The following is a 16129-nucleotide window of genomic DNA, read 5'->3' as shown; positions in this document are numbered from 1 at the left end:
TTCGGATGCAGCATCACCATCCGGGACCAGCCATGGCCAAAACCGCCAACAAGACTGCCAAGCCGGGCGAGCCGCCCAAATCCGCGGAGGACAAGGCGAAGAAGCCACCGCCGCCGCACGACATCGACGACGACGATTACGAGGACGGCGACATCGCAACGCCGAAGCGCGATCGATACGGCCCGGATGACGAGCCGTTGTAGAGACAGCGAGCGCTTCAAATTCCGCCGTCGTCCCGGCGAAGGCCGGGACCCATAACCCCAGAGCGCAGTTTGGCGGAGGATCGTTGTTCGGTACTGCGATCGATCACAATCGAGGGATCACGCGGTATGGGTCCCGGCCTTCGCCGGGACGACGATGTGGGGGCATCGTAACGCCCCCGCCCGCGCTACCTGCCATGCGCCTGCGTTCATGGACAAATAACCGCACTCCCCGATAGTTTGCGCGTCCATCGGGAGTGAAACGGAACTGGAATGGTCGACGTTCTCGCCGCACCGCAGCAAGGCAAGGCGGATAGTGCGCTGCGCACGCTGACGGGGATTTCGATCGCGCATTGGGTCAGCCATTTCCATCTGCTGGTCCTGCCGATGCTGTTCCCGTTCCTGAAGGAGAAGCTCGGCGTCGGCTATGTCGAGCTCGGTTTCTCGCTGACCACGCTCGCCGTCGTCTCGGGCCTGACGCAGGCGCCGACGGGCTATCTCGTCGACCATTTTGGCGCGCGCAGAATCCTGCTGATCGGGCTGACGCTCGGCGGCTGCGCGCTGATCCTGCTCGGCCTGCATCTGAGCTACGCCTCCCTGATCGCCTGCGCCGTGCTGCTCGGGCTCGCCAACAGCGTCTATCACCCCGCCGATTACGCGATCCTGGCCGAGCACATGGACGAGGCGCGGATGGGCCGCGCCTTCTCGATCCACACCTTTGCGGGCTTTCTCGGCGGCGCGGTGGCACCGGCGATCGTCGCAGCACTCGTCACGATGTCCGGCGGTACCGGCGCGTTGATCGCATCGGGGGCGATCGCTGTGCTGGTGGCGTTTCTGCTGATCGTCATGAACATTCCCGATGCCGGCGCGAACAAGAAGAAACCGGGGGCGGAGAGTGCCCCGAAGCAGGCCGTCATCACGCCGGCGCTGATGATGCTGACCATGCTGTTCATGCTGCTCAGCCTGTCGGTCGCCGGCATCAACAATTTCGGCGTGGTCGCGCTGATGAGCGGCTATGGCGTCTCCTATTCCTCGGCCAACGTCATGCTGACCGCGTTCCTTGGCTGCAGCGCTGCGGGCGTGCTCGCGGGCGGCTTCCTCGCCGACCACACCGAGCGCCACGGCTATGTCGCTGCTGCCTGCTTCGCCGCGAATGCGGCGATCGTGCTGCTGATCGCGCTGGTGACGCTGCCGGGCTGGGCCCTGACGGCCACGATGGCGACCGCAGGCTTCCTCTCCGGCGTGATCGCGCCCTCGCGCGACATGCTGGTGCGCAATGCAGCGCCTGCGGGTGCCGCCGGCCGCGCTTTCGGCATCGTCTCGACCGGCTTCAATCTCGGCGGCATCGTCTCACCGCTGCTGTTCGGCTGGATCATGGACCAGAGCGCGCCGCATTGGGTGTTCGGCGCGTCGGTGATCTTCATGGTGGCGACGGTGGTGCTGTCGCCGTTCACGGAGCGAAAGCCGGCCAAGGCATAGTAACGGGTTCAGGCGTCGTCCCGGCGAAGGCCGGGACCCATACTCACGAAGGCAGTTGTGCGCGAGCTGGTCATTGCCGGTCTTCGCAAAACCAACAGTCGTGGTTATGGGTCCCGGCCCCCGTGCGCAATTGCGCACTAGGCCGGGACGACGAAAACAAGCAACAACAAAACGGGAAGAGACACCATGAGCAATCCTGATCTCGTGATCCGCGGCGGCACCGTTGCGGATGGAAGTGGCGGCGAGCTGTTCGAGGCTGATGTCGCCATCACCGGCGGCAGGATCAGCGGGGTCGGGAAGGTCGCTGCGAAGGGACAAGAAGAGATCGACGCGCGCGGAAAACTGGTGACGCCGGGCTTCGTCGACGTGCACACGCATTACGACGGCCAGGTCACCTGGAGCCAGGACATCACGCCGTCGTCGCAGAACGGCGTCACCACGGCGATCATGGGCAATTGCGGTGTCGGCTTTGCGCCGTGCAAGCCTGCCGACCACACCCGCTTGATCCAGCTGATGGAAGGCGTCGAGGACATTCCCGAGCCGGTGCTGAGCGCCGGCATTCCCTGGGCCTGGGAGAGCTTTCCGGACTACATGGACTGGCTCAGCAAGCGCGATTTCGACATCGACGTCGGCGCGCAACTGCCGCATGCCGCACTGCGGGTCTATGTCATGGGTGAGCGCGGCGCGCGCCGCGATCCCTCGACCGCCGAGGACAATGCGGCGATGGCGAAGCTCGCGGGCGAGGCGGTGCGCTCCGGCGCACTCGGCTTCTCGACCTCGCGCACGCTCAACCACCGCACCTCGACCGGCGATTTCACCCCGACCCTGAAGGCCGGCGAGGACGAGCTCACCGCGATTGCCGGCGCCATGCATCGGCAAGGGCGCAGCGTGCTGCAATTCGTGCTGGATCTCTCCACCATCCACGAAGACCTGCCGATGATGCTGCGGGTCGCGGACTCAACGAAATGCCCGATCTCGTTCTCGATCACGCAGAACGACAAGGCGCCGAACCGCTGGCGCCAGACGCTGGACGAGATCAATGCGGCCGCACAGCGCGGCCTCTCCATCACCGCACAGATCGCAGCGCGTCCCGTCGGCCTGCTGCTCGGGCTCGAACTATCGCGCAATCCATTCCAGACTCATCCGAGCTACAAGGCGATCGCGCATCTGCCGCTTGGGGAGCGGCTGGCGCGACTGCGTCAAGCCGACGTGCGCAAGGCGATTTTGAGCGAGACGGCGACCGCGACCGACGATCCGCTGTTCTTCCGCCCCAACTACGACAAGATGTTTTTGCTCGGCGATCCCCCGGACTATGAGCAGCCGCCGGAGAACGCGCTGGGGCCGCAGGCCCGCAGGCAGGGCCGGCAGCCGGAAGAGCTCGCCTATGATGCGGTGCTGTCGGACGAGGGGCGCGGCATGCTCTACGTGCCCTTCCTCAACTATGCCGACGGCAATCTCGATGCGACGCGCGAGATGCTGCTCGATCCGCAATCCGTGCCGGGCCTGTCCGACGGCGGCGCGCATTGCGGCATCATCTGCGATGCGAGCTTCCCGACCTATCTGCTGACGCACTGGACCCGCGACCGCACGCGCGGCGAGAAGCTGTCGATCCCGTTCGTGGTCGCCGCGCAATCGCGCAAGACCGCGCTGTCGGTCGGCCTCACCGACCGCGGGCTGATCGCGCCCGGCTACAAGGCCGACGTCAATGTGATCGACTACGACCGGCTGCACCTGCATCCGCCGAAGGTGCATTACGACCTGCCGGTCGGCGGGCGGCGACTGCTGCAGGATGTCGACGGCTATGAGGCGACGATCGTCTCGGGCGTGGTGACGCGGCGGCAGGGTGAGGCCACGGGAAAGCGGCCGGGGAAGCTGATTCGTGGGGCGCAGGGGGTGAATTGAGGCGAGGCGGCCGCTTACCCTCCCCTGGAGGGGGAGGGTCGGCTCACATGGAGCGCAGCGGAATGTGAGACGGGGTGGGGTGACAGTCTCCCCCATCCAACAGTGTACGAGCGGAGAGATCACCCCACCCCGCTCGCGCTTTGCGCGATCGACCCTCCCCCTCCAGGGGAGGGTAAGAACCGCACTCCTTACGTCGGCGACACCGCGCCCTTCAATGCCGCGGGCTGCGCCGCCGCACCACGCGTCAACCTCGCCTTTTCCGTGTTCGGCCACAGCAGCAGCAGGCCGATGACGCCGGAGCCGACCATCACCACCGCGTTGATGGTGAAGCCGGTCAGGTAGCCGTCGAGCATGGTGCCGGAGCGCTGGATCACGGTGCCCATCACGCTCGGCGCGATGATGCCCGAGAGCGTGTAGAGCGCGCCGTAGATCGCGATCACCGCGCCGCGCTGCGAGGCCGGGGTGAACTCGCCGAGCATCGGCGGGCAGACCACGTAGATCGCGCCGCACAGGCCGGAGCCGATGACCAGCGACGCGATCTGCAGGCCGGCGCCCTCGACATGCCCCATCATGGCGAGGATCAGGCCGCCGATGATCAGCGGCACCGAGCCGAGCACGCCGCGCGAGATGCGCGTGGTGTAGCCGCGCGCCATCATCACCTGCGAGATCCACCCCGTGAGGATGACGATCGTGGCGCCGAACACCCAGGGCAGGATCGAGATGAAGCCGGCCTGGCTCTGCGAGAAGCCGAGCCCCTTGACGATGAAGGGTGTGAACCAGGTGAGGCCGAGCGACAGCGCCCAATAGGCGCCGAAGGTCGCGATCACGCAGCCGAGGAAGGTGCGCGAGGTCAGGAGCTGCACATACGGAATCTTCGGCTCGGTGACGGCGAGGACCTGGGTGTCCTCCAGCGGGCCTTCCTTGCCGAGCGCGAGCCAGGCCGCGACCCAGATCAGGCCGACGACGCCGAGCGCGCCGAAGGCGTAGTGCCAGGAATGGTTGACGATGACCCAGTTCAGCGCCGGCACCGCCAGGATCACGCCGAAGGCCGAGCCCTGCGACAGGATCGCGGTCGGCAGCGTGCGCTTCTCGTCGGGGAACCATTTGTAGATCGCGTGCGCGGCGACCGAGAAGGCCGGACCTTCGCCGGCGCCCAGCACGATGCGGCAGATCAGGAGCGTGGTGAAGGAGACGGTGCCGACCATCGGGAATTGCGCCAGCGCCCAGATCACCGCCAGCGTCAGCAGCACCCAGCGCGTCGGCACCTTGTTGACGATGAAGCCGACCACGATGGCCGAGATCGAGAACAGGAAGAAGAACGAGGACCCGAGCAGGCCGAACTGCTCGGCGCTGAGCTTCATGTCGGTCATGATCGGCACGCCGGCGAGACCGACGACGATCTTGTCCGCGAAATTCACCACCATGAAGAGAAAGAGGAGAAATGTGACGGTCCAGGCGCCCTTTGGCGTCGCCCTGGAATCCCCTGCCGTCCTGCCCATGTCGGGCGTTCCCTGAGCGCTCATCGTTCTCCCTATAGGTCTTTATTATCGGCACTTTTTGATTTGGCCGTCCTGGGAGCTAACAACGGCTTGAAAGCCAACGCAACCCCGGCATTTCCACGGCAGGTGTGCTACGCAACATTGAGTTAAATTCCGTGCGGCGCGATTGAGTCTTGCTAAATATCCGAACCCTCTCGAAAACCTATTCCTCGGCCGGCGAGCCGGTCCACGTGCTGCGCGGCGTCGACCTTGATCTCAAGGCCGGCGAGCGCGTCGCACTGACCGGCGAATCCGGCAGCGGCAAGAGCACGCTGCTGCACTTGATCGCCGGGCTCGACGTCGCTGATAGTGGCACGATCCGGCTGGGGGAGACCGAGGTCACTGAGCTCTCCGACGCGGGGCGCGCAGAACTCCGGCGCGACCGGATTGGCCTGGTTTTCCAGCAGTTCAACCTGATCCCGAGCCTGTCGGTCGCGGACAATCTGGCCTTCCAGGCGCGGATCGCCGGCCGCCACGACGCGGCCTGGAGCAAGGAGCTGATCGAGCGGCTCGGGCTCGGCGGCCTGCTCAAGCGTTATCCCGAGCAATTATCGGGCGGCCAGCAGCAACGCGTCGCGATCGGCCGGGCGCTCGCGACGAAACCCTCGCTGCTGCTGGCGGACGAGCCGACCGGCAATCTCGATGAAGCCACCGCCGAGGACGTGCTGGCACTGACACGCGACCTCGTCGCGCGCACCGGCTGCGGCTTCCTGATGGTGACGCACAGCCTGCATCTGGCCGGCACGCTCGACCGGCATCTCACCTTGCACGCGGGACGAATCGCATGAGGCGCGCGCTCTGGGTCCTCGCGGTGCTCCTGAGCCATTGGCGGCGGCACGGGATGCAGTTCGCGACGCTGCTGATCGGGCTGATCGCCGCGACCGCGCTGTGGAGCGGCGTGCAGGCCATCAACCAGCAGGCTCGCAACGCCTATGACCGCGCCGCGGCGACCTTCGGCGGCGTGCGCACGGCAATGCTGGTGGCGCCAAATGCGGCAACCTTCTCCCAGGAGCTGTTCGTCAAGCTTCGCCGCGCCGGCTGGCCGGTGTCGCCAGTGCTGGAGGGACGCATCCAGGTCAATGGACGGTCGGTGCGGCTGCTCGGCATCGAGCCGGTGACGATGCCGGTCGATGTCGGCAACGCGCCACGCCTTGGTGCCTCGGATCTGCGCAGCTTCGTCGCGCCGCCGGGCCAGACCTTGGTGGCGCGGGAGACGCTGGGCGATCTGCAGGAAACCGAAGGCGCGGCGGCGCCGATCAGCAGCGGCGCCAAGCTCCCGCCGCTGCACGTGCTGCCGCAGCTGGTCCCTGACGTGCTCGTGGTCGATATCGGCGTTGCGCAGCGCCTGCTGAACAAGCCGGATCAGGTCTCGCGGCTGCTGATCGGCAAGCCGAAGGGCAAGCCGGCGCCGCTGCAAGACGTCGTCGGCGAGCAGTTGCAGCGGGTCGAGCCGACTGCGGAGACGGAGCTGGAGCGTCTCACCGACAGCTTCCATCTCAACCTCACCGCCTTCGGCCTGCTGTCGTTCTTCGTCGGCCTCTTCATCGTCAACTCGGCCGTCGGCCTTGCCTTCGAGCAGCGGCTGCCGATGCTGCGCACCTTGCGGGCCTGCGGTGCCTCGGCGCGGCTGGTCAACACGGTGCTGGTGATCGAGCTGGTGGCGCTGGCCCTGGTCGCAGGCCTGATCGGGCTCGTCTGCGGCTATTTCATCGCAGCCGCGCTGCTCCCCGATGTCGCGGCCTCGCTGCGCGGGCTCTATGGCGCGCAGATCCCGGGGCAGCTCAGCTTGCGGCCTGAATGGTGGCTCGCCGGCATCGGCATCAGCGTTGCGGGCGCGCTTGTCGCGGCGGCGACCAGCCTGATCAAGGCGATCAGGATGCCGGTGCTGGCGACCGCCCAGCCGCGCGCCTGGCAGCAGCGGCAGCGCCGCTGGCTGATCCTGCAGAGCTGTGCGGCCTGCGCCGTTTTCGCAATCGCGCTGCTGCTGCTTCATTATGGTGTGTCGTTGATCGCTGGCTTTGGCGTGCTAGCTGCACTGATGCTCGGCGCGGCGCTGATCCTGCCGGCGTTCCTCGACATCATGCTGCTCGTGGGCCAACGCCTCGCGCGGGGGCCGCTTGCGAACTGGTTCTGGGCGGACAGCCGGCAGCAACTCTCCGGACTGTCGCTGGCGCTGATGGCGCTGCTGCTCGCGCTCGCCGTCAATGTCGGAGTGTCCACCATGGTGGAAACATTCAGCCGCACCTTCATCGGCTGGCTCAACGGACGGCTTGCGGCCGATGTCTACATCAGCGCCTCCGACAATTCGCAGGGCGTCGCGATCCGCAACTGGCTGAAGGAGCGCAGCGATGTGCAGGCGATCCTGTCCGGCGGGCGCGCAGAGGCGCAGATTCAGGGCCAACCGGTGGAGCTGTTCGGCCTGCCCGATCACCCGCTCTATCGCGAGCGCTGGCCGCTGCTCGAGACCGCGCCGCGCGCCTGGACTCAGCTGGTGCCCGGCAATGCCGCCTTCATCAGCGAGCAATTGAGCCGCCGCCTCAACGTCCGCGTCGGCGACGTGATCGAGGTGCCGGCGCCTGGCGGGACCTGGGAGCTCGACATCGTCGGCATCTATGCCGATTACGGCAATCCCAAGGGTCAACTCGCCGTCAATGTCGCGGCGCTGATCCGGCATTTTCCGCAAACGCCGCAGACGCGGATTGGGCTCATCGTTCCGCGGGACAAGATTGCGGGCCTGATCGCGGCCCTGCAGAAGCAGTTCGCGCTCGACGACCGCAGCGTCGCGGATCAGGCGACGGTGAAGGCGGAATCGATCCGCATCTTCAACCGCACCTTTGCGGTGACCTCGGCTCTCAATGCCTTCACGCTCGGCGTCGCCGGCATTGCGCTCCTGACCAGTCTTTTGACGCTCGCGAATTCGCGCCTGCCGCAACTCGCGCCGCTATGGGCGATCGGCCTGACGCGGCCACGCCTTGCCGCGATCGAATTGACCAAGACGCTATCGGTCGCGCTGTTCACGGCGCTGCTGGCCGTGCCGCTCGGACTGCTGGTGGCGTGGTGCCTGATCGCGATCGTCAATGTGAAGGCGTTCGGCTGGCGGCTGCCGTTCCATGTATTCCCGCTGCAGCTGATCGAGCTGGTCGCGGTTGCGCTGCTGGCCTCGCTGCTAGCGGCGCTGCTGCCGATGCTGCGGCTGGCGCGGATGCAGCCGGCGAACCTCGTCAAGGTGTTTGCCAATGAGCGCTGACAGGATCTCGCGGCGCGCTTTTGCCGGCGGCATCGCCGCACTCGCGCTCGCGCGCCGGGCACAAGCGCAGGGATATGCCGGGCTCGGCGAGACCGCCGACGGTTTTGCGAAGGTGACGCCTGGGAAGACGTTCACCTTCCCCGGAGATCACGGACCGCATCCGGAGTTTCGCATCGAGTGGTGGTATCTCACGGCGAATCTCGTCGACAGCAGCGGTACGGCTTGCGGCCTGCAATGGACGCTGTTTCGACAGGCGACGCAGCCGGGTCCGCAAGGCGAGGGCTGGGCCAATCAGCAGATCTGGATGGCGCATGCGGCAGTGACGCGCGCGGGCACGCATCGCTTCAACGAAGTGTTTTCGCGCGGCGGCATCGGGCAGGCCGGCGTCACGGCAACACCGTTTGCAGCCTGGATCGACGATTGGGAGATGAAAGGTCTTGAAAGCACCGACGATCGCACCCTGGCGCCGCTGACGCTGAAGGCCTCAGGCACCGATTTCAGCTATGCGCTGACGCTGGAGGCCGATCGTCCAGTCGTGCTGCAAGGCGATCGCGGCTTCAGCCGTAAGTCGGAGCGCGGCCAAGCATCGTACTACTATAGCCAGCCATTCTACCGCGCGCGGGGCACGCTCAGCATCGACGACAAACCGGTCGATGTGACTGGCCAGGCCTGGATGGACCGCGAATGGAGCAGCCAGCCGCTCGACACTGATCAGACCGGCTGGGACTGGCTGTCGCTGCATCTTGCATCCGGCGACAAGCTGATGCTGTACCGGCTGCGGCAGAAGGACGGCAAAGATTATCCGTTTGGCAACTGGATCAGCGCTTCAGGCGAGACGCAGATGATTTCGGGTGGCGACATCCAGATGGCACCAAAGGCGACGGCCGAGGTTGGCGGACGCAAGCTGCCGGTGGAGTGGCAGATCGCGATCCCCTCGCGCTCGTTCTCGATCCTGTGCAAGCCGCTCAATCCGAACGCCTGGATGGGGACGGGATTCTCGTATTGGGAAGGCCCGATCAGCTTTGCCGGTACCCATGACGGCGTTGGCTATCTCGAGCTGACCGGGTATTGAGGCGCGGGTTCTTCAAGGGGATTCGCATGTATCATCTCACTGCCCTCGTCACGCTGCTGGCGATCGCATTTTATTTCTTCGTGACCATCAACGTCTCGCGCGCGCGGTCGAGGACGGGGATCAAGGTGCCGGCGACATCGGGGCATCCGGATTTCGAGCGCGCCTTCCGCATCCAGGCGAACACGCTGGAATGGATGCCGATCTTCCTGCCGGCGCTCTGGCTGTTCGCGATCTATATCGGCGATGTCATTGCAGCCGCGATCGGCGCGGTGTGGATCATCGGCCGCATCGTCTATTTCATCGGCTATTCGCAGGCCGCCGCCAAACGCGGCCCGGGTTTCGCGATCCAGGCGTTGGCCGCGATTGCGCTGTGGGCGGGGGCGCTGGGGGCGGTGGTGTTGCGGTTGATGTAGTGAAGCGCGGCATCACGCGCGCTCGTGTCCCGGGCGCAGTGCAGCGTGTAACGCTGCGCCGCTGAACCGGGACCCATTTTGGACGCGACGCTCGGAGAAACCTGGGTCCCGGCTCTGCGCAGCAGCGTTTCACGCTGCAGCGCGTCCGGGACACGAGAGCCTCACTTCGTCAGCGGACACCCGCTTTCCTTGGCGGTGAAGAAGGCCTTGTCGCCAGGGACGGTGGCGAGCAGCTTGTAATAGTCCCAGGGCTTCTTCGACTCCGAGGGCTTCTTGACCTCGAACAGGTACATATCGTGGACCATGCGGCCGTTCTCGAGCACCTTGCCGCCCTGCGCGAAGTCGTCGTTGACCGGCAGCTCCTTCAGCTTCTTGGCGACCGCATCCGGATCCTTGGTGCCCGCGGCCTTGACGGCCTTGAGATAGCTCAGCGTCGCGGAGTAAGTGCCGGCGTGGATCATGCTCGGCATCCGGCCGGTACGCTTGAGGAAGCGTTCGCCGAGATTGCGGGTCTTGTCGTTGAGATCCCAGTAATAGCCTTCGGTGAGCACCAGGCCTTGCGCGGCCTGCAGGCCGAGGCCGTTCACCTCGGCGAGCGTCATCAGCAGGCCGGCGAGCTTCTGGCCACTGGCGACGATGCCGAACTCGGACGCCTGCTTGATCGAGTTGGTGGTGTCGAGGCCGGCATTGGCGAGGCCGACGATCTTCGCCTTCGAGCCCTGCGCCTGCAGCAGGAAGGAGGAGAAGTCCGAGGAGTTGAGCGGCACGCGCACCGAGCCGACCACCTTGCCGCCATTGGCGGTGACGATCTCGCTGGTGTCCTTCTCCAGCGCGTAGCCGAAGGCGTAGTCGGCGGTGAGGAAGAACCAGGTGTCGCCGCCGGCCTTGGTCAGCGCACCGCCGGTGCCGACGCCGAGCGCGCGGGTGTCATAGGCCCAGTGGAAGCCGTAGGGCTGGCAGGCATCGCCGGTCAGGCGCGAAGTCGCGGCACCGACGACGATGTCGATCTTCTTCTTTTCCTTGGAGAGCTCGTGGATCGCGAGCGCGACCGATGAGGTCGTCAGCTCCGTGATCATGTCGACGTTCTCGACGTCGTACCAGCGCCGCGCGATCGAGCTCGCGAGGTCAGGCTTGTTCTGGTGGTCGGCAGTGACGAGCTCGATCTTCTGGCCGAGCACCTCGCCGCCAAAATCCTCGATCGCCATCTTGGCCGCTTCGACCGACCATTTGCCGCCGTAATCGGCGTAGACGCCGGATTGGTCGTTGAGGATGCCGATCTTGACACCCTGCGCGGAGGCCGGCGCCGTCAGCAATGCGATCGAGGCCGCAGCGGCCAAAAATGCTGATTTCATATGTTAACTCCCAGCAGTCTTCTGTTGTGAAATCGCGCGGATACTAGTGAAGAACACCGCGCATGCCCATCCATTGCATGTTGGTCGTTAGTATGAAGGGCGTGCCGCAAAAATGGTGTCGTCCCGGCCTAGCGCGCAATTGCGCGCGGGGGGCCGGGACCCATAGCCACCGAATTGAGTTTGACGAAGACTCTTGGTTACCAGCTTGCGCCACAACCCCTCCCTGGGGTTATGGGTCCCGGCCTTCGCCGGGACGACGCTGTGAATGCTGCAGCACTGGTGGCCATCACTGACAGTTAAGAAGCCACCACCTCCGGCTTCTTGTCCCGCCGCCCTTCCGCCAGGTTCCGCACCACCACATAGAAGATCGGCGTGAACAGCAGGCCGAACAGGGTGACGCCGATCATGCCGAAGAAGACGGCGACGCCGACGGCCTGGCGCATCTCGGAGCCGGAGCCGGTCGAGATCACCAGCGGCAGCACGCCGAGGATGAAGGCGAAGGAGGTCATCAGGATCGGTCGCAGGCGCAGGCGGCAGGCGTCGATCACCGCCTCCAGCCGCGGCTTGCCTTCGTTCTCGATGTCGCGCGCGAATTCGACGATCAGGATCGCGTTCTTCGCCGCCAGTCCCACCAGCACGACAAAGCCGATCTGGGTCAGGATGTTGACGTCCTGTCCCATGATGCGGACACCGATGGTGGCCGCCAGCAGGCACATCGGCACGATCAGGATTACCGCGAACGGCAGCGTCCAGCTGCCATATTGCGCGGCGAGCACGAGATAGACGAACAGCACGCAGATCGGGAACACGAGCAGGCCCGCATTGCCGCCGGTGATCTGCTGATACGACAGATCGGTCCATTCGAAGGTGAAGCCGCTCGGCAGGGTGTCGTCGGCGAGCTTCTTGATGGTGTTGAGCGCGGTGGTCGAGCTGGTGCCCGGCGCCGGCTCGCCCTGCAATTCGGACGCCGCATAGAGATTGTAGCGCGCGACGCGGTCCGGACCCGAGACGTCCTTGAACTCGACCACGCTGCCGAGCATCACCATGTCGCCGGAAGCGTTGCGCGTGCGCAGGCGCGAGAGATCGCTTGGCTCTTTCCGGAACGGGAAGTCCGCCTGCGCGGTGACGTGATAGGTGCGGCCGAACAGGTTGAAGTCGTTGACATAGGTCGATCCGAAATAGGTCTGGATCGTGTCGTTGATGTTGGCGATGGGCACGCCGAGCTTCTGCGCCTTGGTGCGGTCGATGTCGACGAAGAGCTGTGGCGTGTTGGCCGAGAACGGCGAGAACACCGTGGGGCCGAGCAGCGAGGGCGATTTGCGCGCCGCGGCGACAAGCTCGTCGGTGGCCGCGGCGAGCAGCTCAGGCCCGCGGCCCTGACGGTCCTGGATGCGGATGGTGAAGCCGCCGCCGGTGCCGATGCCGGGCACGGCGGGCGGCGGAATCACGATGATGAAGGCGCCCTGGATCGCGGACAGGCGCTTGCGCAGCTCGACCGTGATGGCGTTCGCAGACAATCCCTTCTTCATCCGCACCTCGGGCTCGTCGAACACCGGGAACAGCGCCGCCGCATTGCCGGCCTGCGTGCGCGTCGCGCCGGAGAAGCCGGCAAAGGCCGCGACGCGAACGATGCCGGGAGTATCGAGCGAGATGCGCTCGATCTCACGCACGACCTCGGTGGTGCGCGCCAGCGACGCCGCGCCCGGCAATTGCACGGATATGATGACGTAACCGCGATCCTGCGCCGGGATGAAGCCCTGCGGCGTGGTCACGATCAGCCAGCCGGCGCTGCCGATCAGCACGACGTAGATCAGGAGCATCACCACCGAATGGCGGATCACGAAATTGGCGAGGCCCGCATAGCCGTGGGAGAGCCGGTCGAACACGCGGTTGAACACGCCGGTGAAGGCGTTCCAGCCGCGCGCGATGACGTTCCAGCTCGCCGGCGGCCGCTTCTCCTCATGCGGGGTGAGGATCTGCGAGGCCAGCGCCGGCGACAGCGTCAGCGAGCAGAAGCAGGAGATCGCGGTGGCGACCGCAATGGTGACGGCGAATTGCTGGAAGAACTGCCCGGAGATGCCGCCGAGGAACGCGGTCGGCACGAACACGGCGCACAGCACCAGCGCAATCGAGACCAGCGCGCCGCCGACCTCCTCCATGGTTTTCAGCGCCGCATCGCGCCGGCTCAAGCCGTGTTCGAGATGGCGTTCGACATTCTCGACCACGACGATGGCATCGTCGACGACGATGCCGACGGCGAGCACGAGGCCGAACAGAGTGAGATTGTTGATGGAGAAGCCGAGCGCCGCCATCACCGCGAAGGTGCCAACCAGCGAGACCGGGATCGCGATGATCGGGATGATCGCGGGCCGCCAGCCCTGCAGGAACACCAGCACGACGATGACCACAAGCAGCATGGCCTCGTAGATGGTCTTGATCAGCTCGTGGACCGACTGGGCGATGAACTCGGTCGGGTTGTAGCCGATATTGTAGTCGAGGCCCTTCGGAAAGCTCTCCTTCAGCTTCGCCATGGTCTCGGAGATGTGCTTCGCGGTCGCAAGCGCGTTCGACCCGGGCCGCTGCGTCACCAGCATGGCGACCGCTGATTTCCGCAGCAGGAAGCTGTTGGTGGAATAGGCGAGTGCGCCGAGCTCGATGCGGGCGACGTCGCGCAGGCGCACCGTGCGGCCGTCGGAGCCGGCCTTGATCAGGATGTCCTCGAACTGCTTCTGGTCCTTGAGCCGCCCCGTGAAGGTCAGGTTCGGCTGGAAGGCGCGGTCCGCGATCGGCGGCTCGGCGATCTGCCCGCCCGCGATCTGCACGTTCTGGGCCCGGATCGCCGCCAGTACCTCGGTCGAGGTCAGGCCGAGATTGGCGATGCGGTCAGGATCCAGCCACATCCGCATCGAATAGTCGCGCGCGCCGAAGATCTGGATGTCGCCGACGCCGTCGATGCGCAAGAGCTGGTCGCGGACCTGGAGCAGCGCATAGTTGGAGATGTAGAGCTGGTCGAACGTGTCGTCGGGCGACAGCATGAACACGACCATCAGGATATCGGGCGAGTTCTTGCGGGTCGTGACGCCGTTGCGCTGGACCTCCTCGGGCAGGCGCGGCTGCGCGATCGCGACGCGGTTCTGCACCAGCACCTGGGCCTTGTCGAGATCGGTGCCGAGCTTGAAGGTGACGGTGATGGTGAGCTGGCCGTTCGAGGTCGCCTGGCTGTAAAGATACAGCATGTCCTCGACGCCGTTGATCTCCTGCTCGATGGGAGCAGCGACCGTGTCGGACACGGTCTGCGCGGAGGCGCCGGGATATTGCGTGGTGACGACGACAGTGGGCGGCACAACTTGCGGATATTCGGAGACCGGCAAGGTGGTGTAGGCGAGCGCGCCGACGATCAGCAGCACGATCGACAGCACCATCGCCAGGATGGGCTGGTTGATGGAGAGACGGCCGAGATTCATGACTTGCCACCGACTGGCGCTTGCGCGGTCTGGGGGGCGACCTTGGCGCCGACGCGGGCGCGCTGGATGCCGTTGACGATGACGCGGTCATCAGCCTTCAGGCCCTCGCGGATCACACGCAAGCCTTCGTCGAGCGGCCCGAGCACGACGGGGCGCGCTTCGACCGTGTCATCAGGCTTCACCACGAACACGATCTTGCGGGACTGGTCGGTCGCGATCGCAACGTCGGGGATCAGCAGCGCCTCGTAGGGCGCGCTGCCGATCAGGCGGACGCGGCCGAACTGGCCGGGCAGGATCGACAGATCGGTGTTCTTGACCACGGCGCGGCTGCGCAGCGTGCCGGTGGAGACGTCGAGGCGGTTGTCGAGGAAGTTGATGGTGCCTTCACGCGACGGCTTGGTCTCGCCGGCGAGCGTCACCTGCACGGGGTTCGCCGTATCGCGTGAGCTCGGGCGCTTACCTTCGAACCACAGCTTGCTGTATTTGATGAAGGTCGCCTCATCCATGTCGAAATAGACGTAGATCGGATCGAGCGCGACGATCGAGGTCAGCAGCGTCGAGGTGCCGGTGTCGCTGCCCTGCACGAGATTGCCGGGGCTGACGAGATGGCGGCTGACGCGCCCCGTGAGCGGTGCGGTCACATGCGTGAATTCGATGTTGAGGCGTGCGGCCTTGAGCGCGCCCGCGGCTTGCACCTCCGCCGCGTGCGCGGCCTGCAAGGCCTGCCGACGCTGGTCGACGACCTGCTCGGAGACGGCGCTGGTCTGGACCAGGTTGAGGCCGCGGTCGAGCTCGCGCTTGGCAAGCTCGACCTTGGCGCGCGCGTCGGAGAGCTGACCGTCGGCCTGCTCGGCCACCGCCTCGAACGGGCGCGGGTCGATGACGTAGAGCAGATCGCCCTGACGCACGATGGCGCCGTCCTGGAATTCGACCGAGTTGACGAAGCCGCCGACGCGCGGGCGCACCTGGACTTCCTCGACCGCCTCGAAGCGGCCGGTGAATTCGTCCCAATCGGTGACGGTGCGCTTGACAGGCTGGGCGACGGTCACCGGCGCGGGCGGCGGCGCGGACGCTTGCGAAGCCGGCTGGCCGCAGCCGGCGAGGGCGAATGAAGCGACGAGGAGGCTCGCTAACGCGTAATGCCGCAATTGAACGAAATCGTGCTTTTTGACAAATGGCTCGCTTCCGTCCGGTCCAGTCATCCCAGGTCCTCACTCAAAAAACCGCGGAAAAAGCAGGGTATTCGCCATCGCGCGGGCCCTACAGGATGGGCGGCAATGATGAACACTTCAAGACCAATGCGCGCGCAATGCCCGCGCGAGCGCCCTGGCCGGATGGCGGGTTGACAGGGGAGTCAGCCGGCCGCGCGCGCACCGATTAGTGGCCAAGACGCGAATGGGCTTATTCGCGGGGCTCATGAATGGAGCGCTGCTCTTACCCTCCCCTGGAGGGGGAGGGTCGC

The 16129-nt window shown here is 65.8% G+C and carries 11 protein-coding genes; 7 read left to right on the top strand and 4 right to left on the bottom strand.

Going from position 1 to position 16129, the window contains the following annotated elements; genetic code table 11:
- The first annotated feature begins 32 nt into the window (after positions 1-32).
- The 3 genes from JQ603_RS15180 (at position 33) to JQ603_RS15170 (ending at position 3581) form a co-directional block, all read left to right on the top strand.
- A complete protein-coding gene (locus JQ603_RS15180) occupies positions 33-203 on the top strand; it encodes a hypothetical protein (RefSeq protein WP_212340605.1) in 171 nt (56 codons plus the stop codon).
- Between the two features lie 270 nt (positions 204-473).
- A complete protein-coding gene (locus JQ603_RS15175) occupies positions 474-1679 on the top strand; it encodes an MFS transporter (RefSeq protein ID WP_212340603.1) in 1206 nt (401 codons plus the stop codon).
- Between the two features lie 186 nt (positions 1680-1865).
- Positions 1866-3581 (top strand): N-acyl-D-amino-acid deacylase family protein, encoded by a 1716-nt coding sequence (locus tag JQ603_RS15170; protein WP_212340601.1) that lies wholly within the window; start codon positions 1866-1868, stop codon positions 3579-3581.
- Between the two features lie 188 nt (positions 3582-3769).
- Here JQ603_RS15170 and JQ603_RS15165 read toward each other — a convergent pair whose 3' ends face one another.
- Positions 3770-5104: an MFS transporter gene (locus JQ603_RS15165; RefSeq protein ID WP_212340600.1), complete on the bottom strand. Its 1335-nt coding sequence runs from the start codon at positions 5102-5104 to the stop codon at positions 3770-3772.
- Between the two features lie 149 nt (positions 5105-5253).
- On the opposite strand from JQ603_RS15165, the gene JQ603_RS15160 reads away from it, so the two are divergent.
- The 4 genes from JQ603_RS15160 to JQ603_RS15145 are packed head-to-tail and all read left to right on the top strand — an operon-like array spanning position 5254 to position 9851.
- Entirely contained in the window at positions 5254-5907 is a 654-nt protein-coding gene (locus tag JQ603_RS15160) for an ABC transporter ATP-binding protein (protein WP_212340599.1), read from the top strand.
- Positions 5904-8366, top strand: coding sequence for an FtsX-like permease family protein (locus JQ603_RS15155; protein WP_212340598.1), 2463 nt, complete (start codon positions 5904-5906; stop codon positions 8364-8366). The genes JQ603_RS15160 and JQ603_RS15155 overlap by 4 nt, the downstream gene beginning before the upstream one ends.
- Positions 8356-9438, top strand: coding sequence for a lipocalin-like domain-containing protein (locus tag JQ603_RS15150; RefSeq protein WP_212340597.1), 1083 nt, complete (start codon positions 8356-8358; stop codon positions 9436-9438). Before JQ603_RS15155 ends, JQ603_RS15150 begins: the two co-directional genes overlap by 11 nt.
- Positions 9439-9464: 26 nt before the next feature.
- Positions 9465-9851: an MAPEG family protein gene (locus tag JQ603_RS15145; protein ID WP_212340596.1), complete on the top strand. Its 387-nt coding sequence runs from the start codon at positions 9465-9467 to the stop codon at positions 9849-9851.
- 161 nt (positions 9852-10012) lie between these two features.
- Here the strand turns inward: JQ603_RS15145 and JQ603_RS15140 are convergent, their stop codons facing one another.
- The 3 genes from JQ603_RS15140 to JQ603_RS15130 all read right to left on the bottom strand — a co-directional run bounded on the left by JQ603_RS15140 (position 10013) and on the right by JQ603_RS15130 (position 15869).
- Positions 10013-11203 carry an ABC transporter substrate-binding protein gene (locus JQ603_RS15140; RefSeq protein WP_212340594.1) on the bottom strand — a complete coding sequence of 397 codons (1191 nt, stop codon included), beginning with the start codon at positions 11201-11203 and terminating at the stop codon, positions 10013-10015.
- A gap of 296 nt (positions 11204-11499) precedes the next feature.
- Positions 11500-14667: an efflux RND transporter permease subunit gene (locus JQ603_RS15135; protein WP_212340593.1), complete on the bottom strand. Its 3168-nt coding sequence runs from the start codon at positions 14665-14667 to the stop codon at positions 11500-11502.
- Positions 14664-15869 (bottom strand): efflux RND transporter periplasmic adaptor subunit, encoded by a 1206-nt coding sequence (locus JQ603_RS15130; RefSeq protein WP_212340588.1) that lies wholly within the window; start codon positions 15867-15869, stop codon positions 14664-14666. The genes JQ603_RS15135 and JQ603_RS15130 overlap by 4 nt, the downstream gene beginning before the upstream one ends.
- Between the last annotated feature and the right edge of the window lie 260 nt (positions 15870-16129).

Origin of the sequence: Bradyrhizobium liaoningense (assembly GCF_018130825.1) — a bacterium.
GTDB lineage: Bacteria > Pseudomonadota > Alphaproteobacteria > Rhizobiales > Xanthobacteraceae > Bradyrhizobium > Bradyrhizobium liaoningense_B.
The sequence above is the reverse complement of the archived record's forward strand: the minus strand, read 5'-3'. Positions and strand labels throughout refer to the sequence as shown.

Bases quoted from the DNA above. Each gene is read 5' to 3' on its own strand.
- JQ603_RS15180 (WP_212340605.1), top strand. From the start codon at position 33: ATGGCCAAAACCGCCAACAAGACTGCCAAGCCGGGCGAGCCGCCCAAA.
- JQ603_RS15175 (WP_212340603.1), top strand. From the start codon at position 474: ATGGTCGACGTTCTCGCCGCACCGCAGCAAGGCAAGGCGGATAGTGCG.
- JQ603_RS15170 (WP_212340601.1), top strand. From the start codon at position 1,866: ATGAGCAATCCTGATCTCGTGATCCGCGGCGGCACCGTTGCGGATGGA.
- JQ603_RS15165 (WP_212340600.1), bottom strand. From the start codon at position 5,104: ATGAGCGCTCAGGGAACGCCCGACATGGGCAGGACGGCAGGGGATTCC.
- JQ603_RS15155 (WP_212340598.1), top strand. From the start codon at position 5,904: ATGAGGCGCGCGCTCTGGGTCCTCGCGGTGCTCCTGAGCCATTGGCGG.
- JQ603_RS15150 (WP_212340597.1), top strand. From the start codon at position 8,356: ATGAGCGCTGACAGGATCTCGCGGCGCGCTTTTGCCGGCGGCATCGCC.
- JQ603_RS15145 (WP_212340596.1), top strand. From the start codon at position 9,465: ATGTATCATCTCACTGCCCTCGTCACGCTGCTGGCGATCGCATTTTAT.
- JQ603_RS15140 (WP_212340594.1), bottom strand. From the start codon at position 11,203: ATGAAATCAGCATTTTTGGCCGCTGCGGCCTCGATCGCATTGCTGACG.
- JQ603_RS15135 (WP_212340593.1), bottom strand. From the start codon at position 14,667: ATGAATCTCGGCCGTCTCTCCATCAACCAGCCCATCCTGGCGATGGTG.
- JQ603_RS15130 (WP_212340588.1), bottom strand. From the start codon at position 15,869: ATGACTGGACCGGACGGAAGCGAGCCATTTGTCAAAAAGCACGATTTC.